The organism is Mycobacterium heidelbergense, assembly GCF_050205645.1.
GTDB lineage: Bacteria > Actinomycetota > Actinomycetes > Mycobacteriales > Mycobacteriaceae > Mycobacterium > Mycobacterium heidelbergense_A.
In genome coordinates, this window is the sequence record NZ_JBNMQT010000007.1 from 186,325 (window position 1) to 210,033 (window position 23,709).

General features: G+C 67.5%; 17 protein-coding genes. 14 read left to right on the forward strand and 3 right to left on the reverse strand.

Annotated elements, in window-relative coordinates; all coding sequences use genetic code 11:
• Nucleotides 1-49 precede the first annotated feature (49 nt).
• The 6 genes from ACQI5H_RS10385 (at nt 50) to ACQI5H_RS10410 (ending at nt 10,797) form a co-directional block, all read left to right on the forward strand.
• Nucleotides 50-3,724, forward strand: coding sequence for a nitrate reductase subunit alpha (locus tag ACQI5H_RS10385; RefSeq protein WP_427079293.1), 3,675 nt, complete (start codon nt 50-52; stop codon nt 3,722-3,724).
• Nucleotides 3,724-5,397 carry a nitrate reductase subunit beta gene (gene narH, locus ACQI5H_RS10390; protein WP_427079294.1) on the forward strand — a complete coding sequence of 558 codons (1,674 nt, stop codon included), beginning with the start codon at nt 3,724-3,726 and terminating at the stop codon, nt 5,395-5,397. Before ACQI5H_RS10385 ends, narH begins: the two co-directional genes overlap by 1 nt.
• A 2-nt stretch (nt 5,398-5,399) precedes the next feature.
• Nucleotides 5,400-6,065 (forward strand): nitrate reductase molybdenum cofactor assembly chaperone, encoded by a 666-nt coding sequence (gene narJ / locus ACQI5H_RS10395; RefSeq protein ID WP_427079295.1) that lies wholly within the window; start codon nt 5,400-5,402, stop codon nt 6,063-6,065.
• Nucleotides 6,066-6,076: 11 nt separating this feature from the next.
• Nucleotides 6,077-6,805, forward strand: coding sequence for a respiratory nitrate reductase subunit gamma (gene narI / locus ACQI5H_RS10400; RefSeq protein ID WP_427079296.1), 729 nt, complete (start codon nt 6,077-6,079; stop codon nt 6,803-6,805).
• A gap of 136 nt (nt 6,806-6,941) precedes the next feature.
• Nucleotides 6,942-8,828, forward strand: a complete 1,887-nt coding sequence (typA, locus tag ACQI5H_RS10405; protein WP_427079297.1) for a translational GTPase TypA — start codon at nt 6,942-6,944, stop codon at nt 8,826-8,828.
• Between the two features lie 46 nt (nt 8,829-8,874).
• A complete protein-coding gene (locus ACQI5H_RS10410) occupies nt 8,875-10,797 on the forward strand; it encodes an ABC transporter family substrate-binding protein (RefSeq protein ID WP_427079298.1) in 1,923 nt (640 codons plus the stop codon).
• A 7-nt stretch (nt 10,798-10,804) separates the two neighbouring features.
• Here ACQI5H_RS10410 and ACQI5H_RS10415 read toward each other — a convergent pair whose 3' ends face one another.
• On the reverse strand, nt 10,805-11,416 hold the full coding sequence (locus ACQI5H_RS10415; RefSeq protein ID WP_427079299.1) for a TetR/AcrR family transcriptional regulator: 612 nt from the start codon (nt 11,414-11,416) through the stop codon (nt 10,805-10,807).
• 87 nt (nt 11,417-11,503) lie between these two features.
• Between ACQI5H_RS10415 and mshB the strand changes: the two genes are divergently transcribed.
• The 4 genes from mshB to ACQI5H_RS10435 all read left to right on the forward strand — a co-directional run bounded on the left by mshB (nt 11,504) and on the right by ACQI5H_RS10435 (nt 16,486).
• Nucleotides 11,504-12,406, forward strand: a complete 903-nt coding sequence (mshB, locus tag ACQI5H_RS10420) for an N-acetyl-1-D-myo-inositol-2-amino-2-deoxy-alpha-D-glucopyranoside deacetylase (protein WP_427079300.1) — start codon at nt 11,504-11,506, stop codon at nt 12,404-12,406.
• 92 nt (nt 12,407-12,498) lie between these two features.
• Nucleotides 12,499-12,960 (forward strand): hypothetical protein, encoded by a 462-nt coding sequence (locus ACQI5H_RS10425; protein ID WP_427079301.1) that lies wholly within the window; start codon nt 12,499-12,501, stop codon nt 12,958-12,960.
• Between the two features lie 100 nt (nt 12,961-13,060).
• Complete coding sequence (locus tag ACQI5H_RS10430) at nt 13,061-15,682, forward strand: bifunctional FO biosynthesis protein CofGH (protein ID WP_427079302.1); 2,622 nt, start codon at nt 13,061-13,063, stop codon at nt 15,680-15,682.
• Between the two features lie 30 nt (nt 15,683-15,712).
• Entirely contained in the window at nt 15,713-16,486 is a 774-nt protein-coding gene (locus ACQI5H_RS10435) for a maleylpyruvate isomerase N-terminal domain-containing protein (protein ID WP_427079303.1), read from the forward strand.
• Between the two features lie 19 nt (nt 16,487-16,505).
• Here the strand turns inward: ACQI5H_RS10435 and ACQI5H_RS10440 are convergent, their stop codons facing one another.
• Entirely contained in the window at nt 16,506-16,829 is a 324-nt protein-coding gene (locus ACQI5H_RS10440; RefSeq protein ID WP_076057822.1) for a hemophore-related protein, read from the reverse strand.
• Nucleotides 16,830-17,264: 435 nt separating this feature from the next.
• Between ACQI5H_RS10440 and fdxA the strand changes: the two genes are divergently transcribed.
• The 4 genes from fdxA to ACQI5H_RS10460 all read left to right on the forward strand — a co-directional run bounded on the left by fdxA (nt 17,265) and on the right by ACQI5H_RS10460 (nt 22,518).
• Entirely contained in the window at nt 17,265-17,591 is a 327-nt protein-coding gene (fdxA, locus tag ACQI5H_RS10445; RefSeq protein WP_427079304.1) for a ferredoxin, read from the forward strand.
• A gap of 26 nt (nt 17,592-17,617) precedes the next feature.
• Complete coding sequence (dapC, locus tag ACQI5H_RS10450; RefSeq protein WP_427079361.1) at nt 17,618-18,730, forward strand: succinyldiaminopimelate transaminase; 1,113 nt, start codon at nt 17,618-17,620, stop codon at nt 18,728-18,730.
• Nucleotides 18,731-18,858: 128 nt separating this feature from the next.
• On the forward strand, nt 18,859-21,237 hold the full coding sequence (locus ACQI5H_RS10455; protein ID WP_427079305.1) for an amino acid permease: 2,379 nt from the start codon (nt 18,859-18,861) through the stop codon (nt 21,235-21,237).
• Nucleotides 21,238-21,273: 36 nt separating this feature from the next.
• Nucleotides 21,274-22,518 carry an alpha/beta hydrolase fold domain-containing protein gene (locus tag ACQI5H_RS10460; protein ID WP_427079306.1) on the forward strand — a complete coding sequence of 415 codons (1,245 nt, stop codon included), beginning with the start codon at nt 21,274-21,276 and terminating at the stop codon, nt 22,516-22,518.
• A 6-nt stretch (nt 22,519-22,524) separates the two neighbouring features.
• On the opposite strand, the gene ACQI5H_RS10465 is transcribed toward ACQI5H_RS10460, so the two are convergent.
• Nucleotides 22,525-23,643 (reverse strand): YeiH family protein, encoded by a 1,119-nt coding sequence (locus tag ACQI5H_RS10465; protein ID WP_427079307.1) that lies wholly within the window; start codon nt 23,641-23,643, stop codon nt 22,525-22,527.
• Nucleotides 23,644-23,709: the final 66 nt, after the last annotated feature.

Genomic DNA, 23,709 nt, shown 5'->3' on the forward strand with positions numbered 1-23,709 from the left:
CGAACCCAGCAGCGAGGCGCGCCGTTGGTTTGAGTAGGGGGTTTACCGTTTGACTGCCACACCTCACGTTGGTGGACCGCTCGAGGAGCTGTTGGAGCGTAGTGGGCGTTTCTTCACGCCCGGCGAGTTCTCCGCCGATCTGCGCACCGTCACGCGCGAGGGCGGCCGCGAAGGTGATGTGTTCTACCGCGATCGGTGGAGCCACGACAAGGTGGTCCGCTCCACGCACGGGGTCAACTGCACCGGATCGTGCTCGTGGAAGATCTACGTCAAGGACGGGATCATCACCTGGGAAACCCAGCAGACCGACTACCCCTCGGTGGGCCCGGACCGCCCCGAATACGAGCCGCGTGGCTGCCCCCGCGGCGCGTCGTTCTCCTGGTACAGCTATTCGCCCACGCGGGTGCGCTATCCGTATGCCCGGGGCGTGCTGGTCGAGATGTTCCGTGAGGCGAAGGCGCGGCTCGGTGACCCCGTGCTCGCCTGGGCGGATATCCAGGCCGACCCGGAACGTCGTCGCCGCTACCAACAGGCCCGCGGCAAGGGTGGGCTGGTTCGGGTGAGCTGGGCCGAGGCGACCGAGCTGATCGCCGCGGCCCACGTGCACACCATCAAGACATACGGCCCTGACCGGGTCGCGGGCTTCACGCCGATTCCGGCCATGTCGATGGTCAGCCATGCCGCGGGTTCGCGATTCGTTTCGCTGCTGGGCGGGGTGATGACCTCGTTCTACGACTGGTACGCAGACCTGCCGGTGGCCTCGCCGCAGGTGTTCGGAGACCAGACCGATGTGCCCGAGTCCGGCGATTGGTGGGACGCATCGTATTTGATGATGTGGGGCTCCAATGTCCCGATCACCCGAACCCCCGACGCGCACTGGATGGCCGAGGCCCGCTACCGCGGCACCAAAGTCGTTGTGGTCAGCCCGGATTACGCCGACAACACCAAGTTCGCCGACGAGTGGATGCGCTGCGCCGCCGGCACCGACGCCGCGCTGGCGATGGCGATGGGCCACGTGATACTCACGGAATGCTATGTGCGCAAGCAGGTTCCGTTCTTCGTCGACTACGTTCGCCGCTACACCGACCTGCCGTTCCTGATCAAGCTGGAGAAGCGCGGCGACTCGCTGGTGCCCGGGAAGTTCTTGACCGCGGCCGACATCGGTGAGGAAGTCGAGAATGCGACGTTCAAACCCGCGCTGGTCGACGAGGTCACCGACCGGGTCGTCGTGCCGCACGGCTCGCTGGGATTCCGGTTTGGTGAGGATGGCGTCGGGAAATGGAACCTCGACCTGGGCCCGGTCGTCCCGGCGCTCAGCGTTGCGGGCACGCAGGACGTCCAACTCGTCGAGCTGCCCAGCTTTGACACCATCGACGGCCACGGGGAGACGGTGCACCGCGGCGTTCCGGTGCGCCGGGCCGGCGAGCACCTGGTGTGCACCGTGTTCGACCTGATGCTGGCCCATTACGCGGTGCAGCGCGACGGCCTTCCCGGCGAATGGCCGACGGGTTACGACGACCCCAGCCAGCAGAACACCCCGGCCTGGCAGGAACCGATCACCGGGGTGCCGGCCGCGCAGGCGATCCGCGTCGCCAAGGAATTCGCCCGCAACGCAGAGGAATCCGGTGGGCGTTCCATGGTGATCATGGGCGGTGGCATCTGTCACTGGTTCCACAGCGACGTCATGTACCGCTCGGTGCTGGCGCTGCTGATGTTGACCGGGTCGATGGGCCGCAATGGCGGCGGGTGGGCGCACTATGTCGGTCAGGAGAAGGTGCGCCCGTTGACCGGCTGGCAGACCATGGCGAATGCCACCGACTGGGCGCGGCCACCGCGGCAGGTACCCGGCGCGTCGTACTGGTATGCGCACACCGACCAATGGCGCTACGACACCTACGGGGCGGACAAGCTGTCGAGCCCGTTGGGCCGCGGCAAGTTCGACGACCAGCACACGATCGATCTGTTGGCCTCGGCGACGGCGATGGGCTGGAGTCCGTTCTATCCGCAGTTCGACCGCTCCAGCCTCGACGTCGCCGACGAGGCAACCCAGGCCGGGCGCGACGTCAGCGAGTACGTGGCCGAACAGCTCGCCCAGCGAAAGCTGAAGCTATCGATCACCGATCCCGACGATCCCCTCAACTGGCCGCGAGTGCTGTCGGTCTGGCGGTCGAACCTGATCGGCTCGTCGGGCAAGGGCGGCGAGTACTTCCTCAAACATCTGCTGGGCACGGACTCCAACGTGCAATGCGAGGCCCCCGCCGACGGCGTGCGGCCCGTGGATGTGGCCGCCCACAGGGAAATTCCCGAGGGCAAGCTGGATTTGATGATGTCGATCGACTTCCGGATGACGTCGACGACACTGGTGTCGGACGTGGTGTTGCCCGCCGCGACATGGTACGAGAAGAACGACCTGTCCAGCACCGACATGCACCCCTACGTGCACGCGTTTTCCCCCGCGATCGACCCGCCGTGGGAAACACGGTCGGACTTCGACGCATTCGGCGCCATTGCCCGTGCCTTCAGCGCCATGGCCCGGCAACATCTGGGCACGCGCAACGACGTCGTGCTGACCGCACTGCAGCACGACACGCCTGATGCGATGGCGTACCCCGATGGCGCCGAACGCAATTGGCTGCATACCGACGAGGTGCCGGTACCGGGCAGGACGATGAGCAAGCTCACCGTGGTGGAGCGCGACTACGCCGCGATCTACGACAAATGGGTGACCCTGGGCCCGCTCGTCGAGAAGTTCGGCATGACCGTCAAGGGCTACACCGTCCATCCCTTCCGCGAGATCGGCGAGCTGGCCGCGAAGTTCGGGGTGATGAATTCCGGTGCGGCAGCAGGCCGTCCGGCGATAACCACGGCGACGCGGATGGCCGACGTCATCCTCGCCCTGTCCGGGACGTGCAACGGGCGCCTGGCCGTCGAAGGTTTCCTCGAGCTGGAGAAGCGCACCGGTCAGCGGCTGGCACACCTGGCCGAGGGGAGTGAGGAAAGGCGGATCACTTACGCCGACACCCAGGCTCGCCCGGTCCCGGTGATCACCAGCCCGGAGTGGTCCGGTAGCGAGACCGGTGGCCGCCGCTATGCGCCGTTCACGATCAACATCGAGCACCTCAAGCCGTTCCACACGCTCACCGGGCGGATGCACTTCTATCTCGCCCACGACTGGGTGGAGGAGCTCGGCGAACACCTGCCCGTGTACCGACCGCCGCTGGACATGGCGCGGCTGTTCAACCAGCCCGAGCTCGGATACGACGGAATCGGGCTCACCGTGCGCTATTTGACGCCGCACTCGAAGTGGTCGTTCCATTCGACCTACCAGGACAACCTGTACATGCTCTCGCTGTCTCGCGGTGGCCCGACGATGTGGATGAGTCCGGGCGATGCGGCGAAAATCAAAGTGCGCGATAACGATTGGGTCGAGGCGAGCAACGCTAACGGCATCTATGTGTGCCGGGCCATCGTCAGCCACCGCATGCCCGACGGCGTGGTGTTCGTCTACCACGTGCAGGAGCGCACGGTCGACACGCCGCGCACCGAGACCAACAACAAGCGCGGCGGCAACCACAACGCGCTGACTCGGGTGCGGATCAAGCCCAGTCACCTGGCCGGTGGCTACGGCCAGCACGCGTTCGCGTTCAACTACCTCGGCCCCACCGGCAACCAGCGCGACGAGGTGACCGTGGTGCGCCGTCGCAGCCAGGAGGTGACCTACTAGTGAAGGTCATGGCGCAGATGGCGATGGTGATGAATCTCGACAAATGCATCGGCTGCCACACCTGCTCGGTGACTTGCAAGCAGGCGTGGACCAACCGCGCGGGCACCGAGTATGTGTGGTTCAACAACGTGGAAACGCGTCCGGGAGTGGGCTATCCGCGCACCTACGAGGACCAGGATCGGTGGCGCGGCGGGTGGGTACGCGACAAGAGGGGCCGGTTGCGGCTGCGCGATGGCGGCCGCATCAACAAGTTGCTGCGTATCTTCGCCAATCCCAAGCTGCCCACCATCGACGACTACTACGAGCCGTGGACCTACGACTACGAAAACCTGACTCAGGCCCCGGCCGGGGACACCTTCCCGACCGCCGCGCCGCGCAGCCAGATCACCGGCGAACCGATGAAGGTTTCCTGGGGATCGAACTGGGACGACAACCTCGCCGGCTCGCCGGAGATCGTGCCCAACGACCCGGTTTTGAAGAAGGTCAGCCAAGAGGTCAAGCTCAAGCTCGAAGAGACCTTCATGTTCTACCTGCCGCGGATCTGCGAGCACTGCCTGAACCCGTCGTGCGTTGCCTCCTGCCCGTCGGGTGCGATGTACAAGCGCAGCGAGGACGGCATCGTTCTCGTCGACCAGGACCGCTGCAGGGGCTGGCGGATGTGCGTGTCCGGATGTCCTTACAAGAAGGTGTATTTCAACCACAAGACCGGTAAGGCGGAGAAGTGCACCCTGTGCTATCCGCGCATCGAGGTCGGCCTGCCCACGGTCTGCTCGGAAACCTGCGTGGGACGCCTGCGCTATCTGGGGCTGGTGCTTTACGACGTGGACCGTGTGCTGGAGGCGGCGTCGGTGGAACACGACACGGACCTCTATGAGGCGCAGCGCCGAATCCTGTTGGACCCCAACGATCCCGAGGTGATCGCCGCGGCGCGGGCCGAGGGCATCTCGAGCGAGTGGATCGAAGCCGCGCAGCGCTCACCGGTGTATGCGCTGATCAACACCTACCGGGTGGCGCTTCCCCTGCACCCGGAATACCGGACCATGCCGATGGTTTGGTACATCCCGCCGCTGTCGCCGGTGGTCGACGCGGTCAGCCACGACGGCCACGACGGCGAGGACCTCGGCAACCTGTTCGGCGCCCTCGAAGCGCTTCGCATCCCCATCCAGTACCTGGCCGAGCTGTTCACCGCGGGCGACACCGAAGTGGTCGCCGGGGTGTTGAAGCGGCTGGCCGCGATGCGGTCCTACATGCGCGACATCAACCTCGGCCGTGAGACGCAGCCGCACATCCCGCATGCCGTCGGGATGACCGAAGAACAGATCTACAACATGTACCGGCTGCTCGCGGTCGCCAAATATGAAGAGCGCTACGTGATTCCGACGTCGTACGTGGCGGACGTGCCCGCCGCCGCGATGGCCGACGAGATGGGGTGCTCATTGTCGTTCGAGGGTGGACCGGGCATGTACGAATCCGGCCCGTTCGGGGAGGGCAGCGGCGCGCCGGTCCCGATCGCCGTGGAGACCTTCCACGCCCTGCAACAGCGCCAGACGGGTGCCGCCGCCGGGACCGGTGGCACGGGCGGCGGCGGCCGCTCCAGGATCAACCTGCTCAACTGGGACGGCCACGGCGCACCCGCGGGCCTGTTTCCGGATTCCAACGAAGATCCGGGGTAGCGATGAGGTTGTTGCCCAAGATCTCCGACCGCGGGACCTCCCGCGAGATGCAGGACCGACTGGTGTGGCAGGCGGCCTCGCTGCTGCTGGCCTATCCCGACGATGGGCAGGCGCAGCGGTTGGCCACCGTGAGCGAGCTGCTGGACCACATCAGCGGGCCCGCGGCGGCGATGCTCGAACGGACGCTTGTCGCGCTGCGCGCAAGCGACCCGATGACCGCTGCGGCGGAGTATGTCGAGACCTTCGACTTGCGCCGCCGCGCCACGATGTACCTGACCTACTGGACCGCCGGCGATACCCGTAACCGCGGCAGGGAGATGCTGGTGTTCGCCAGCGCATACCGGGACGCGGGTGTCGAGCCGCCGCGCAAGGAGTCCCCGGATTACCTGCCCGTCGTGCTGGAATTCGCCGCGACCGTCGATCCCGAGGGCGGCCGGCGGCTGCTCACCGAGCACCGGGTCCCCATCGACGTATTGCACGGGGCGCTGGCGCAAGCCGAGTCGCCGTACCGGAACGCCGTCGCGGCGGTTTGCGAAACGCTGCCGGGCGCAACCGATCAGGAGGCGCGCCGAGCGGAACGGCTGGCGAAGGCCGGTCCTCCCGCGGAAGCCGTTGGGCTGCAACCGTTTACCCTGACCGTCCCGCCGAAGCGCACCGAAAGAGGCTGACCGTGGTTCACATGAAATTGGTCGAGATCTTCTGGGACGATGTGCCTTACGTCGCGCTGTCGGTCGCGGCGGTCGGCACCTGGTGGCGGTACCGCTACGACAAGTTCGGGTGGACCACCCGTTCGTCGCAGCTTTACGAGTCGAAGTTGCTGTCGATCGGCAGCCCGCTGTTTCACTTCGGCAGCCTGCTGGTCATCATGGGCCACGTCATGGGGCTGTTCATTCCGGAATCGTGGACCCGCGCGATCGGGATGAGTGATCACATCTATCACCTGCAGGCATTGCTGCTCGGTGTGCCCGCCGGCTTTGCCACCCTGATCGGCATCGGGTTGCTGATCTACCGGCGGCGCAGATACGGGGCGGTGTTCTTGGCCACCACCCGCAACGACAAGCTGATGTATCTGGTGCTGGTGTGCGCGCTGGTGGCGGGGCTGTGCTGCACCCTGGCCGGTGCCACGCACTTCGGCGAGCTGCACGACTACCGGCAGAAGGTGTCGGTCTGGTTCCGCTCGATCTGGATCCTCGATCCGCGCGGGGATCTGATGGCGCACGCGGCGTTCTATTACCAAATCCACGTGCTGATCGCGCTTGTGCTGTTCGCGCTGTGGCCGTTCACCCGCCTGGTGCACGCCTTCAGCGCGCCGGTGGCCTACCTGTTCCGCCCCTACATTGTCTACCGCAGCCGTGAACTGGCCGACAAAGAACTGATCGGCGCCGCACCGCGCCGCCCCGGCTGGTGAGTGCGCCCGGGCTCCGGGTGTGCGGCTAGGGCGACGCCACCGCACACTCAACGGCGTCACCGCACACTCAACGCCGCGGAGCGGTCCAGCGTCCGCCAGTTCGCTATCTGAAGCGCCCGCTGCCAGAATCACCGACGTGCCATTTCGCAATGTCGCCATCGTCGCCCACGTGGACCACGGCAAGACCACGCTGGTCGACGCGATGCTGCGGCAGTCCGGCGCGCTGCATGAACGCGGTGAAGTGCAGGAACGTGTGATGGACACCGGCGACCTGGAACGCGAAAAAGGCATCACCATCCTGGCCAAGAACACCGCCGTGCACCGCCACGACCCGGATGGGACCGTCACGGTCATCAACGTGATCGACACCCCGGGCCACGCCGATTTCGGCGGAGAGGTGGAGCGCGGGCTGTCCATGGTGGACGGGGTGCTGCTGCTGGTCGACGCGTCCGAGGGCCCGCTGCCACAGACGCGGTTCGTGCTGCGCAAAGCGCTGGCCGCCCACCTCCCGGTGATTCTCGTGGTCAACAAGACGGACCGGCCCGACGCGCGCATCGACGAGGTCGTCGAGGCCAGCCACGACCTGTTGCTCGACGTCGCCTCGGATCTCGACGACGAGGCCGCCGCGGCCGCGGAGCACGCCCTGGGCCTGCCCACGCTGTACGCGTCCGGGCGCGCCGGGGTGGCCAGCACCACGCAGCCGCCCGACGGCCAGGTTCCCGACGGGTCGAACCTGGACTCGCTGTTCGAGGTCCTGGAAAAGTACGTGCCGGAGCCCAAGGGCGACCCGGACGCGCCGCTGCAGGCTCTGGTCACCAACCTCGACGCGTCGAGCTTCCTGGGCCGGCTGGCGCTGATCCGCATCTACAACGGGCGCATCCGCAAGGGCCAGCAGGTCGCGTGGATCCGCGAAGTGGACGGCCAAGAGACGACGGCAACCGCGAAGATCACCGAGCTGCTGGCCACCGAGGGCGTCGAACGCAGCCCGACCGACGAGGCCATCGCGGGCGATATCGTCGCCGTGGCCGGCCTACCGGAGATCATGATCGGCGACACGCTGGCCGACTTGGCGAATCCCGTTGCGCTGCCGCGGATTACGGTCGACGAGCCGGCGATCTCGGTGACCATCGGCACCAACACCTCGCCGCTGGCGGGCAAGGTGTCCGGGCACAAGCTGACCGCGCGGATGGTGCGCAACCGGCTGGACGCCGAATTGGTCGGCAACGTGTCGATCCGCGTGGTCGACATCGGCGTTCCCGACGCGTGGGAGGTGCAGGGGCGCGGCGAGCTGGCCCTGGCCGTGCTGGTCGAACAGATGCGCCGCGAGGGCTTCGAATTGACGGTGGGCAAGCCCCAGGTGGTCACCAAGACCATCGACGGCAAGCTGCACGAGCCGTTCGAGGCCATGACCATCGACTGCCCGGAGGAGTACGTCGGGGCGGTTACGCAACTGATGGCCGCGCGCAAGGGCCGCATGGTGGAGATGGCCAACCACACCACCGGCTGGGTGCGCATGGATTTCGTCGTTCCCAGCCGCGGCCTGATCGGCTGGCGCACCGACTTCCTGACCGAGACCCGCGGCACCGGCGTCGGCCATGCGGTGTTCGACGGGTACCGGCCGTGGGCGGGGGAGATCCGGGCCCGGCACACCGGGTCGCTGGTGTCCGATCGTTCCGGCACCATCACGCCGTTCGCGCTGCTGCAGCTCGCCGATCGCGGGCAGTTCTTCGTCGAACCCGGGCAGGACACCTATGAAGGCATGGTCGTCGGAATCAACCCGCGCCCAGAGGATCTCGACATCAACGTCACCCGCGAGAAGAAGCTCACCAACATGCGGTCATCGACCGCCGACGTCATCGAGACGTTGGCCAAGCCGCTCGAGCTCGATCTGGAGCGGGCCATGGAATTCTGCGCGCCCGACGAATGCGTCGAGGTGACTCCCGAGGTCGTGCGAGTGCGAAAGGTCGAGCTGGACGCCACCTCCCGGGCCCGCGGCCGGGCGCGGGCGAAGGCCAGGGGTTAGGCCGCTCGTGGTCGGGCGCGTTGCTGGGCGGGTGCTCGATACCCTGATGGGCGTGCCGAGACGCCCCCGCCGTTTCTTCGCGAAGCTCGGCGTGATGGTCTCGCTGGCCGGGTTGGCGCTGGCGGCGTGCACGGTCAGCCCGCCGCCGGCGCCGCAAAGCACCGATACGCCGCACAACTCGGCGCCGCCGCCGCAGCGGCCCACCCAGATCATCATGGGCATCGACTCGATCGGCGCCGGGTTCAACCCGCATCTGCTGTCCGATCTGTCCCCGGTGAACGCGGCGATCAGCTCGCTGGTGCTGCCCAGCGCATTTCGGCCGGTGCCCGATCCCGGGACGCCGACGGGTTCGCGCTGGGAGATGGATCCCACGCTGTTGGTGTCGGCGGAGGTGACCAACCAGAACCCGTTCACGGTCACCTACAAGATCCGGCCCGAGGCGCAATGGACCGATAACGCCCCGATCGCCGCCGACGACTTCTGGTACCTGTGGCATCAGATGGTCAGTCAGCCCGGGGTCGTCGATCCCGCCGGCTACGACCTCATCACCGGCGTGCAGTCGCTCGAGGGCGGCAAGCAGGCGGTGGTGACCTTCGCGCAGCCCTACCCGGCGTGGAAGGAGCTGTTCAGCGACATCCTGCCCGCGCATATCGTCAAGGACGTGCCGGGCGGTTTCGCGGCCGGCCTGGCGCGGGCGCTGCCGGTCACCGGCGGACAGTTCCGCGTCGAGAACATCGACCCGCAGCGCGACGAAATCCTGATCGCCCGCAACGACCGCTACTGGGGTCCGCCGGCCAAGCCGGCGCTGATCCTGTTCCGCCGGGCCGGGGCGCCGGCGGCGCTGGCCGATTCGGTGCGCAACGGCGATACCCAGGTGGCCCAGGTGCACGGCGGGTCCGCGGCCTTCGCGCAGTTGTCCGCCATCCCCGATGTGCGGACGGCGCGGATCGTCACACCGCGGGTCATGCAGTTCACGCTGCGCGCCAACGAGCCCAAGCTGTCCGACACGCAGGTCCGCAAGGCGATCCTGGGGCTGCTCGACGTCGACCTGCTCGCCGCCGTCGGCGCCGGCAGTGACAACACCGTCACGCTGGCGCAGGCCCAGATCCGCTCGCCCAGCGACCCGGGCTATGAGCCGACCGCGCCTCCCGCGATGACGACGCCCGCGGCGCTGGCGTTGCTGACGGCGTCGGGTTACCAAATCGAGAGCAGCACCTCGGCGTCGCCGGTGCCGCCGCCGCCCAGCGCGACGCCGCCGGTGAGTACTGGCCCGCCGGAAGTCATTCGGGGGCGGATCAGTAAGGACGGCCAGCAGCTGTCGCTCGTCATCGGGGTGGCCGCGAACGACCCGACCGCGGTCGCGGTGGCCAACACCGCCGCCGACCAGCTGCGCAACGTCGGCATCGCCGCGACGGTGCTGGCGATGGACCCGGTGACGCTGTATCGCGATGCGCTGAACAACAACCAGGTGGACGCGATTGTCGGATGGCACCAAGCGGGCGGAAATCTGGCGACCCTACTGGCCTCGCGCTACGGCTGCCCCGCACTGCAATCGACGACGGTGCCGACCGCCAACACGCCCACCAATGCGGCCTCCACCGGTCCTTCCGGCCCTGCCGGGCCCACGTCGTCCGCCGGGCCGAGCCCCACCGCCACGACGCCGACGTCGACCCCGCCCAGTCGGGCACCCGACCCCGGCGCGCTGGTGCAGGCGCCGTCGAACCTCACCGGAATCTGCGATCGCAGCATCCAGTCGAACATCGACGCCGCCCTCAACGGCACCAAGAGCATCAACGACGTGATCACGGCGGTCGAACCGCGTTTATGGAACATGTCGACCGTGCTGCCGATCCTGCAGGACACGACGATCGTCGCGGCCGGCCCGAGCGTGCGGAACGTCAGCCTGTCGGGCGCGGTCCCGGTCGGCATCGTCGGCGACGCCGGCCAATGGATCAAAACCGGGCCGTGACGACCTTCTAGTCGACGGCTGCCGCCGGTGCCCGCGCCGGGATCACGGTGTCGACGATGAGTGCCAGCTCCCGCCGATTCGGGGGCTCCCCGGTGAGCAGGAAGTGTTGGTTGATCAACGCCGGTCCGATCCGGGCGGTCAGCGGGGTGATCGTTGCCGGGTCGATGTCGCCGGAGTCGACGGCGGCTTGCAGGATCGACTCGATGATTTTCAGCCGCGGGCTCACGACGGCGTCGGCGAAGATGGCCCGCATCTCCGGTTCGTGGAGCAACTGCTGGACGACGTAGAGGCCGGGAAAGTCGGTCTTGCCGGCGAGCATGTCGCGGTGGGAGGTGAACATCGCCAGCAGGTTGTCTCTGGCCGGGCGGCCCGAGCGCGGCTCGGGGACCGGCGGCAACGCGAAAACCAGCGCGGCGTGTACCAGCTCGCACTTGGTGGCCCAGCGGCGGTACAGCGCCGCCTTGCCGGTGTGGGCGCGCGCCGCTATCCCTTCCATCGTCAGCCCGCCGTATCCGACTTCGGTCAGTTCGGCCAACGTGGCCTCGTAGAGGGCACGTTCCAGGACTTCGCCCCGGCGGCGGCTGCGGCTGCCGTTGCGGGCTGGTGTGAGCTGCGGCATTCCTCGATAGTAGCCGTTCGCGTTCCTATTCACCGCGGCCAGGTGGAACATCGGCTATCGACACGGTGCCGCGGGTAGGGTGCGTCCATGCCTGAGACCCCGCGGCTGCTGTTCGTCCACGCGCATCCCGACGACGAGAGCCTCAGCAACGGGGCCACGATCGCCCACTACGCCGCCCGCGGCGCACAGGTCAGCGTCGTCACCTGCACGCTCGGCGAGGAGGGCGAGGTCATCGGCGACCACTGGGCCCGCCTCGCCGTCGATCATGCGGACCAACTCGGCGGCTACCGAATCGGCGAGCTAACCGCGGCGCTGCGCGAGCTCGGCATCGGCAGGCCGGTCTATCTCGGCGGCGCGGGCCGCTGGCGCGACTCCGGGATGGAAGGGACGGCAAAGCGGCGACAGCAGCGGTTCATCGACGCCGACGAAGGCGAAGCGGTCGGGGCGCTGGTCGCGATCATTCGCGAGCAGCGACCGCACGTCGTGGTGACCTACGACCCCAACGGCGGCTACGGGCATCCCGACCACATCCGTACTCACACGGTCACCTCGGCCGCCGTCGCGGCGGCGGGGACCGGCGACTACCCCGGCGAGCCATGGACCGTCCCGAAGTTCTATTGGGCGGTCATCGCCGCGAGCGCGTTCGTGGCGGGCTGGCGCGCCCTGCGGCCCGATGATCTGCTGCCCGGGTGGACGATCCCGCCCGCGGAAGAGTTCGACTTCGGATATGCCGATTCCGACATCGACGCCGTGGTGGAGGCCGGCTCGGACGCACTCGCGGCCAAGTCGGCGGCGCTCGCCGCGCACGCCACCCAGGTGGTCGTCGGCCCGACCGGCCGGGTGTGTGCCCTGTCGAACAACATGGCGCTGCCGATACTGGCGCACGAGCACTACGTGCTGGCCGGAGGATCCGCGGGGGATCGCGATGACCGCGGCTGGGAGACGGATCTGCTCGCGGGACTGGGTTTCAACGGATTCGGCACGCGGTAGGCTGCCAACCAGGCAGCCACGGAAGGAATTCGCATGGACCCCGACCTGGACCCTAACCTGCAGCACTGGCAGGACCGCCTCGACAGCCTGCAGTGGGTACTCGGCTCCATCCTCTCCAATATCGACAGCGTCCCGACCTGACCGAAACCAAGCCGCGCGCCGCGTCTGTCGAAGACAGCGGCACGACTGACCCCGCTATTCGCGTCGTTGTCCTGGCGCTGTTGGCTGTCGACGGGGTGTTGTCCGCGCTAGCCGGGGCCCTACTGCTGCCGTTCTATATCGGCACCGTTCCATTGCCCATCAGCGGATTGATCAGTGGGCTGGTGAACGCCGCCCTGGTCTGGGCCGCGGGGCGCTGGACGAGTTCGCCACGGGTGGCCGCGTTGCCGCTGTGGACGTGGCTGCTCACCGTGGCCGCGATCAGCATGGGCGGCCCCGCCGACGACGTCATCCTGGGCGGCAAGGGGTTGATGGCATACGGGGCGTTGATCCTGATCGTGCTGGGCGTGGTGCCGCCGGTATGGGTGCTGTGGCGGTACAGCGTGCACCGCTGAGCGTTGTGGAGATTCCGGCCGGGAATGCGAGCGCGAGCCGGGCGGCGCCTGGCGCTACTGTTGCGCAAAGGGCACCCGCCATGGTTGCCAAGCTTCCAAAATGTTGGGACGCGCGGATGAAATTCGATCGTGGGGAAGTTACACAAACGTGCCACTGACACCGGTGCCTCCGGAGCCCACCGCTCTGCCCAGCCCCGTCATTCCGCCCAAGGCCAATCGGTCGGCGCTGCGGCGGGTGTTGCGGCGGGCCCGGGACGGGGTCGCGCTGAACATCGACGAGGCGGCCGTCGCGATGACCGCACGCGGAGCGGACCTGGCGGACTTGTGCGCCAGCGCCGCGCGGGTGCGTGACGCGGGACTGGAGTCGGCCGGTCGGCATGGCCCCGGCGGCCGGTTGCCGATCACCTATTCGCGGAAGGTGTTCATCCCGGTCACCCACCTATGTCGGGACAGCTGCCACTACTGCACGTTTGTCACGGTGCCGGGCAGGCTGCGCGCCCAGGGCGCCGGCATGTATATGGAGCCCGACGAGATCCTCGACGTCGCCCGCCGCGGGGCCGAACTCGGTTGCAAGGAAGCGCTATTCACGCTGGGGGACCGGCCCGAGGACCGCTGGCCCGAGGCCCGCGACTGGCTCGGTGAGCGGGGCTACGACTCCACCCTGTCCTACCTGCGGGCGATGGCGATCCGGGTGCTGGAGGAGACCGGGCTGCTGCCGCACCTGAACCCCGGGGTGATGAGCTGGTCGGAGATGTCGCGGCTGAAGCCGGTGGCACCGTCGATGGGCATGATGCTCGAGACGACGTCGCGGCGGCTGTTCGAGACGAAAGGGCTTGCGCACTACGGCAGCCCGGACAAAGACCCGGCGGTTCGCTTGCGCACGTTGACCGATGCGGGCCGGCTGTCCATTCCGTTCACCACTGGGCTGCTGGTGGGCATCGGGGAGACGCTGCCCGAACGGGCCGATACCTTGCACGCGATTCGCAAGTCGCACAAGGAGTTCGGGCATGTCCAGGAAGTGATCGTGCAGAATTTCCGGGCCAAGGAACACACCGCGATGGCCGGCTTCCCCGACGCGGGGATCGAGGACTACCTGGCGACGGTGGCGGTCGCGCGATTGGTGTTGGGTCCCGGCATGCGCATCCAGGCGCCGCCGAATCTGGTGTCGCGTGAGGAGTGCCTGGCACTGGTGGGCGCCGGGGTCGACGACTGGGGCGGGGTGTCGCCGTTGACGCCCGACCACGTCAACCCGGAACGGCCCTGGCCCGCGTTGGACGAGCTGGCCGCCGTCACCGCCGAAGCCGGATACGACTTGGTGCAGCGATTGACCGCGCAGCCCAAATACGTACAGGCGGGGGCCGCGTGGATCGACCCACGGGTGCGCGCACACGTTGTGGCGCTGGCCGATCCGGCCACCGGCCTGGCCCGCGACGTCAACCCCGTCGGCATGCCCTGGCAGGAGCCCGACGACGTGGAGTCCTCCGGTCGGGTCGACCTCAATGCGGCGATCGACACCGAGGGCCGCAACAGCGAGTCGCGCAGCGATCTCGAGAGTGCGTTCGGCGACTGGGAATCGATCCGCGCGCACGTGCACGAGCTCGCCGCGCACGCGCCCGAGCGGATCGACACCGACGTGCTTGCCGCGCTGCGGTCGGCCGAACGCGATCCCGCCGGGTGCACCGACGACGAGTACCTGGCGTTGGCGACGGCCGACGGTCCCGCGCTGGAAGCGGTTGCCGCACTGGCCGATTCGCTACGTCGTGACGTGGTCGGCGACGACGTGACGTTCGTGGTGAACCGCAACATCAATTTCACCAACATCTGCTATACCGGCTGCCGATTCTGCGCGTTCGCGCAGCGCAAGGGCGACGCCGACGCGTACTCGTTGTCCACCGACGAGGTCGCCGACCGCGCCTGGGAGGCGCATGTCGAGGGCGCCACCGAGGTCTGCATGCAGGGCGGGATCGACCCTGAGCTGCCGGTCACCGGGTACGCCGATCTGGTGCGCGCCGTCAAGGCCCGCGTCCCGTCGATGCACGTGCACGCGTTCTCCCCGATGGAGATCGCCAACGGCGTGACCAAGAGCGGGTTGAGCGTCCGCGAGTGGCTGATCGGCCTGCGGGAGGCCGGGCTGGACACCATCCCCGGCACCGCCGCCGAGATCCTGGACGACGAGGTGCGTTGGGTGCTCACCAAGGGCAAGCTGCCGACGTCGATGTGGATCGAGATCGTGACCACCGCACACGAGGTGGGGCTGCGGTCGAGCTCGACGATGATGTACGGGCACGTCGACAGTCCCCGGCACTGGGTCGGCCATCTCAACGTGTTGCGCGAAATCCAGGACCGCACCAGCGGTTTCACCGAGTTCGTGCCGCTGCCGTTCGTGCACCAGAGTTCGCCGCTGTATCTGGCCGGCGCCGCCCGTCCCGGGCCCACCCATCGCGATAACCGGGCGGTGCACGCGCTGGCGCGGATCATGTTGCACGGCCGCATTTCTCACATTCAGACCAGCTGGGTCAAGCTCGGTGTCGCACGCACACAGGTGATGCTCAACGGCGGCGCCAACGACCTGGGCGGCACGCTGATGGAGGAGACGATCTCGCGGATGGCCGGCTCCGAACACGGCTCGGCGAAAACGGTGGCCGAACTGACCGCGATCGCCGAGGGCATCGGCCGCCCCGCCCGACAGCGCACCACCACGTACTCTCCGCTCGCCGCGTAGGTGTCGGGGGCAGCGGGTATACCCGAGGCCGTGAAACGACAGATCGATACCGACCGATTCCCCGAATGGCAGCCCTTCGCGGACGCCGTGCAACAGCGCAGCCCCGATACCGGGACCTGGTGTGAAGCCTGGACGGTACGCGACATCGTGGCCCATCAAGCCGGCAACGCCGAGGAGCTCGCCCGGGTGCTGGGCGCACATCTGGAGGGCGAACCCGTCGGCACACGCGGTTTCGAAGAACGGGAAGGCCCCTTGCGCGCGCTCAACGATGCCGACCTGTGGGATGCCCTGCTGGACCGCATGGCCAACTTGAACGAGGTCGTCGTCGCCGCCGAGGGGGTTCCCGCCGACACCGATGTCGCCTGGACCGGACGCACCATGAAGGTGCCCTGGTTCGCCGAGCACATGCGCGAGGAGCTCGTCCTGCACGGCTGGGACATCACCGGCGACTGCGATAAGAGCGTCGCCTTCCAGACCGCGCTGGCGGAGCCGTGGATGACGACGCACAGCGTCGTCGCGGTGGGACGCCCGCTGCTCGCCAAGGGCGCCAAGGAGCTTGGAGCGGGGGAGCGAATCGAGGCCCGGCTGCGAGTTCCCGAAACCGACGACGTCGTCCTCAGCGCGGACGCGGACCACACCACGGTCGGATTCGCCGACGCGGTGGGTCCGGCCACGCTCGAAACCGATGCGGCAGCACGGGTTTTGCTGCTGTGGGGCCGCCGACCCGGCGACCCGTCCAGGATCTGCAGCCGCGTCGGCGCCGAAACCTTAGGTCGCGTGCGCCGACTACTCAGCGGCTACTGAACTATCTGGGCCTGTCGGCTCAGTAGTTGTTGCAGACGCCGGCGACGTTCTCGATGGTGCCCATGAACTGGGCGGCCTGCGGCATCGCCCGGATCTGCGCGGCCATCTGCTGGCGCTTCGGCGGCGGCGCGGCGAGGAACTGACGCAGGTAGTTCTGCGCCACCGGCGATGAGTTCAATTGCGCGGCAGTTGCCGGATCCGTGGCGTTAAGCGCCGCCATCACCTGCCCGTAGTTGCAGGTCGTGTCGACGATCGGATCTGCGGATGCGACCCCGGTGGCAGCGCTCAGCGCCACTGCCACGCCGCCAACTGCGGCTGCCAACTTGCCCAACGACAGCGTCATCATTTCTATGGACACCTTCCCCAGTTAGTGCACCGCTGTTGACGGCGACGACATCTCTGCCCAGCGGTTTGCCGTCCTCTGCGAGGCTACCAGGCACCGTGGGCGTTCCCTTTCGCGTGACTATTCGTACGCCGCCGACGGAATGTAACTATCGGCAGGTCACCGGCTTGGCGGCGTTCGTCATCGCCGTTGAACGCTATACCAACTCACAGTTTTGACCCCGCGACTTGGGCACGGACCGCGGCCATGCTTTGCTATGGCGACTAGGTTTATAGAACGCCAGTCCTCCAGTGCCTCCCCGGTGGTTGACGTGTATGTGCAACGTCTAGTATCAGTAACCGAAAGCTTTGCGTATTGCGGGGCATGGAGCGCCGCGGCGAGGCAAACGGCAGCCCACACCGAGCAGTACATGGAGGAGACCTTGAGGAGACGTCCGTGACGTACACGATCGCCGAGCCTTGCGTCGACATCAAGGACAAGGCATGCATCGAGGAGTGCCCCGTCGACTGCATCTACGAGGGCGCTCGGATGCTCTACATCCACCCCGACGAGTGCGTCGACTGTGGGGCCTGTGAACCGGTCTGCCCCGTCGAAGCGATCTACTACGAAGACGACGTGCCCGAGCAATGGAGCCAGTACACCCAGATCAACGCGGACTTCTTCGGTGAGCTGGGTTCGCCGGGCGGCGCGGCCAAGGTCGGCATGACCGAGAACGACCCGCAGGTGGTCAAGGATCTGCCGCCGCAGGGCGAAGGCGACTGAGCGGGCCGGTGCCGCGTAAGCCCGGGATGGCCCGGCTTGTTTCGGCTTCCCTGCCGGAATTCCCCTGGGACACCTTGGCCGACGCGAAGGCGCTGGCCGGGGCCCATCCCGACGGCATCGTCGACCTGTCCGTCGGCACCCCGGTCGACCCGGTCGCCCCGGTGATCCGGGAGGCGCTGGCGGCCGCCAGCGCGGCGCCGGGATATCCGGCCACCGCCGGGACCTCGAGCCTGCGGGAATCGGCGGTCGCCGCGCTTGGCCGCCGCTTCGGCATCACCGGCCTGAGCGAGTCGGCGGTGCTGCCGGTGATCGGGACCAAAGAACTCATCGCCTGGCTGCCGACCCTGCTGGGTCTGGGCGCCGCCGACGTGGTTGTGGTGCCGGAGCTGGCGTACCCCACGTATGAGGTCGGCGCGCGCGTGGCCGGAGCGCAGGTGCTCCGCGCGGACTCGCTGACCCAGCTCGGCCCGCAGTCACCGGCGTTGTTCTACCTGAATTCGCCGAGCAACCCGACCGGGCGTGTGCTCGGCCTCGACCACCTGCGCAAGGTGGTCGGATGGGCGCGCGAGCGGGGCGTCATCGTGGCTTCCGACGAGTGCTACCTGGGATTGGGCTGGGACGCCGAGCCGTTATCGGTGCTGCACCCGTCCGTCTGCGACGGCGACCACACCGGGCTGCTGGCGGTGCATTCGCTGTCCAAGAGTTCGTCGCTGGCCGGTTATCGGGCGGGTTTCGTCGCGGGGGATCCGGGGCTGGTCGCCGAACTCCTGGCGGTGCGCAAGCATGCCGGGATGATGGTGCCGACGCCGGTGCAGGCCGCCATGGCGGCCGCGCTGGATGACGACGTCCACGACAAGCTGCAGCGCGAGCGATACGCCCGTCGGCGGGCCGCGCTGGCGCCGGCGCTGCGCTCCGCCGGTTTTGTCATCGACCTTTCCGAAGGCGGCCTGTACCTGTGGGCCACCCGCGGCGAACCCTGCCGGGACAGCGTCGCGTGGTTGGCGCAGCGCGGCATCCTGGTGGCACCCGGCGAGTTCTACGGCCCCGGCGGTGCGCGGCACGTGCGCGTCGCGCTGACCGCCACCGACGAGCGCATCGCGGCGGCGGTGGGCCGGCTCACCGCACCGCCCGGGTCCTGATCGTCGTCGCGTCCGGTTCGCCGATATGGCCGTCCGCCTGCCGTGCGGACGGGGTGGGCGGCAGAATGCATCGCAGGCGTTACCCAAGTGCTTCCTAAGTGTTTCGACCTCGGGTAAGGAATGTGGTTGTGACAACTTCTTCGGCCAAGCCGCGCATCCCACTGACGGTAGGTGACGTCGCGAAGCGAGTTTTTCTGGGAAAGCCGCTGATTACCGAGGAGCTGTCAAGCGAAAAACTGTCTAACCCGGTTGCGCTCGGCGCACTTTCGCCGGATGCGATCTCGTCGACCGCGTACGGTCCGGAGCAGATCCTCATCGAACTGTTGCCGCATGCCGGGTTGGCGGCGTTCGCGTTGCTGCTTCCCGTCACCGGCGTCATCCTGCTGATCCTGGTATTGGTGGCCGCGTCGTATCGGCAGGTCGTCATGGCCTACACCCGAGCCGGCGGTTCCTACATCGTGGCGCGGGAGAACTTCGGGCCCCGGGTGGCGCAGGTCGCGGCCGCGGCGCTGTTGATCGACTACGTCGTCACCGTCGCCGTGCAGTCGGCGGCCGGGACGGTCGCGGTAGTGTCGGCCATCCCGGTGTTGGGTCCCTACAGCCTGGAAATCACGGTCGCCGTAGTGCTTTTCATCTGCTACGCGAACCTGCGCGGCTTGAGGGAAGCGGGCATGCCGTTCGCGGTGGCGACCTATGGGTTCGTCGTCATGATCGGCCTGACCATCGTGGTCGGCGTAGTGCGCGTAATATTCGGCGATTTGCCGGTATACGATCCGCATCAGCTGCCGGGAACGGTGCCGGTCCACCAGGGCAACGGATTGGTAATGGGCGCAACAATTTTGGTGTTGCTGCGTGCTTTCGCCAATGGGGGTTCGTCGCTGACCGGGGTGGAGGCGATCTCCAACACCGTCGACGTCTTCCGAAAGCCGCAGGGCCGCAACGCACGTCGGGTTCTCACCGCCATGGCGTGTATTCTCGGGTTCCTGCTGGCCGGTGTCGCCTATCTCGCGTATGTCACTCACTCCACGCCGTATCTCACGGAGTATCCGTCGGTCTTGTCGCAGGTCGGCCGCGCGGTCTTCGGCAAGGGACCAATCGGCGACATCTTCTTCGTCCTCGTCCAAACCGCAACCGCCGCAATCTTGTTCACCGGTGCGAACACGAGTTTCAACGGATTCCCGGCGTTGGCCAGTTTCGTCGCCGAAGACCGATTCCTGCCGCGACAGCTGACGAAACGCGGTCACCGCCTGGTGTTCTCGAACGGAATCATCGCGCTCACCGCCCTGTCGGTGGCGTTGCTGCTGACGACCGGCGGTTCGGTCAACGCGCTGGTCCCCTTCTACGCGATCGGGGTATTCACGGGATTCTCGATGGCCGGCTACGGCATGACCAAACACCATCTGACCCACCGGGAGCCGGGCTGGCGATACCGCTTGGCGATCAACCTGTCGGCGGCCATCCTGTCGACGATCGTGGTCGGCATCTTCGCGGTCGCCAAGTTCACCGAAGGCGCGTGGCTGGTGGTCGTCGTCTTCCCGGTGCTGGTCTTCATCCTGATACGGCTGAACCGCGAATATCGCGCGGAGGCAGCCATTCTCGAGATGTTCCGCACCGACCGCCCCGAGCTGGTGAAGTACGCCCGGCACCGGGTGTTCGTGTTCGTGAACTCGGTTGACCTCGCGGTGCTCGAGGCGCTGCGCTACGGCAAGGGACTGCGGTCCGACGAGCTCATCGCCGTGCATTTCATGGTGGACGCCGCCCACGCCGCGCAACTGCGAAAGCGTTGGGATCACTACGAACTCGACACCCGGCTCCGGGTCGTGGACTGTCCGGATCGGCGAGTCAACCGGGCCGCGCAGATGCTGGTCGCCAAGGCACGGCAAGAACAACCCGACACCAACGTGACCGTGCTGTTGCCGCGCCGCACGTATGCGCCACTGCTGGGGCGCCTACTGCACGACCGCACCGCCGACAAGATCTCCCGGGCGGTCAGCCTGATCCCCGACGCCGCCGCCACGATCGTGCCCTACGACGTGCAATCCCGGATCAAGGAGGCATTCCCGGAACGCTTCGAACAACGGATCGGGCGCGAACTCGACAAGGTCGAAGCGTGGGTTTCCGAGGAGGAGGACTCCGACGTCGACGCCTACGAACATCCCAAGCCCGAGCGGCCGCCCTCGGTGATCACCGTGGCGGGCCTCATCCCCGGACAGCGCGCCACCTTCGAAGGCCGCGTCAGTCAGGTCGAGGACATCAGCAAACGGCGGCGAACCCTGCGCTCGATCGTCGTCGGCGACAACAGCGGCGAGATCAGCGTGACATTCCGTCCGGGACACGGTGGCGATGACGTCCAGCCCGGTCAGCTGCTGCGGATCACCGGCAAGCCCAGGCAGAGCGGTAATCGGCCCATGTCGTTGGTCGACCCGACCTATCAGGTGATCGAAGACCCGGCGACGGCCGGCAGGGCCGGCGATTCGGGGAAATCCCGGGAACGCGACACCACCTAATCGGACACCCCAGCCCGCCCGACAGAAAGGACCGCCGTGAAGCGACTGGCAGCCGTATTGATCTCGGTGTTGAGTTTCGCATTCACCGCCAATGGCTACCGCCCGCTGACGAAGCGGCCGTACGGCGCCATGTATGCGTTCGGCTACGGCGTTTTCGCGTCGGAACTTCCGATGCAATCGCTCGGCGTGCAGTTCGCGGCGCTGGCGTCGGTCGCACGCGGCCTGCCGCCGCGGGTACGCCGATTCAGCTGGCTGCTGTCGGCGCTGTCCTGGCTCGGGCTCGTGGGCCTGCGCCATGTCGGGCGCAACGCCAACGAGCCGCTGACCGCCGCGCTGGACGCCGGCCTGGGCCCCGACCGTCGCACCGAGTCCGGCGATCTGTGGCGGCGGCCCGCGCCCGGCGGTGCGACCGCGAAGAAGCCCGGTGTGGCCCGAATGCTGCGGATCTACCGCGACTACGCGCACGACGGCGACATCAGCTACGGCGAGTACGGCTCGCGCAACCATCTCGACATCTGGCGACGGCCCGATCTCGACCGCGGCGGTCGCGCCCCGGTGCTGCTGCAGGTCCCCGGCGGCGCGTGGGTGACCGGAAACAAACGGGGACAAGCACATCCGCTGATGAGCCATCTGGCCGAGCTCGGCTGGATTTGTGTCGCGATCAACTACCGGCTCAGCCCGCGCTCCACCTGGCCCGATCAGATCGTCGACGTCAAGCGCGCGATCGCGTGGACGAAAGAGCACATCGCTTCCTACGGCGGTGACCCGGACTGGATCGCGATCACCGGTGGCTCCGCCGGCGGGCACCTGTCGTCGCTGGCCGCACTGACGCCGAACGATCCGCGGTTTCAGCCGGGTTTCGAGGAGGCCGACACCCGCGTGCATGCGGCCGTCCCGTTCTACGGGGTGTACGACTTCACCCGAAACGACGATTCCATGCATCCCCTGATGGTGCCGATGGTGGCGAAGCAGGTGTTCAAGCTGAGCCGGACGGAGATAGCCGAGCCCTTTCGCATCGCCTCGCCGATCACCCACGTCAGCGGCGATGCGCCACCGTTCTTCGTGCTGCATGGGACCAACGACTCGCTGATCCCGGTCGAGCAGGCTCGCAGCTTCGTCGCACGGCTCACCGAGGTCAGCCGCCAGCCCGTCGTCTACGCCGAATTACCCTACGCACAGCACGCTTTCGACATCTTCGGGTCGGCACGCGCGGCACACGCCGCGGTGGCCGTCGAGCAGTTCCTCGCCGAGATCTACGCCAAGCGTGCGGTTTACGTCTAGGCGGCGTTAAGCGCTGACACCCCAATGGAACACGCGGGAGGTCAGCAGCACGATCCCCAGCGACACCGACGCGACGACCACGAGCCCGATGACGGCCACCAGCAGGGGCCGCCATCCGGTCCGCGCGAGCTGCCGGATGTCGGTGTTGAGTCCGACCCCGGCGAACGTCAGTAGGAACGCCCACTTCGACACGTTGGCCAGGTTCGCGGTTTGGCCCTTGGTCAGCCAGCCCGCGGTCGCGATCGCCGAGACCGTCAGAAAGCCGAGCACGAATTTCGGGAATTTGTGCCAGACGAACTCCGCCTTCGCTTTGGCGCCACGAGCGATCTCGTCGGCCTGCCCGCGCGCGGCCCAATACAGCGCGAAGCCGAGCACGACGAACCCGATCAGCGCGTTGCGGGTCGACTTGACCAGCACGGCGATCTTGCCGGCGTGATCGGAAAACAGGTAGCCGGTGGCGGTGGTCTCGGCGGTGTTGTCCACCGCCAGGCCCGCCCACAGCCCGAACTCGCGATCGGTCAGCCCGATCGCGTGCCCCAGCGGTGGCAATACGAACAGCGCCACCGCCCCCAACGCCAGGATCGCCGCGATGGCGTAGCCGACGTCGGAGTTACGTGCCCGGATCGCGCCCTTGGCTGCCACGATCGCCGATACCCCGCAGATCGACGTACCGATCGCCAGCAAGGATCCGAGCTTGCCGGATAACCCGAAGGCGCGCGCGGCGGCGATGATGATGGTGCCCGCGACCGCCATGTCGACCAAGATCTGGAGCAGGCTCAGCCCGCCGAGTTTGGCGATGTCACCGAGCACGAAACGCGCTCCGAGCACGACGATCCCGGCCTTGAGCCAAAACTCGTAGGTCTGCACGCCCGGCCGAAATATCCGGTGCAGGCGGACGGTGTTGGCGATGACAAGCCCAATCACGATGGCCCACAACACGTATTCGATGTCGGGCACCCGCCAGTGTTCGTGTTTGGCGAGTGCGTTCGACCAGATCTGGGCGTATTTGCCGAGCAGTCCCACGGCGATCAGCAACAGCACGCCGGGTACGTAGTCCAGCGGCCGATTGCTGGTGAAGGCCGGCTCGTCCAGCGTCGCGTCGCGCTCGAGTCCAGTGGTGCTCACGCGATCACCACGGAATCTTCGGCAGCGCGTCGGCCACGGCCAACGCGACGATCACCCCGGCGACCA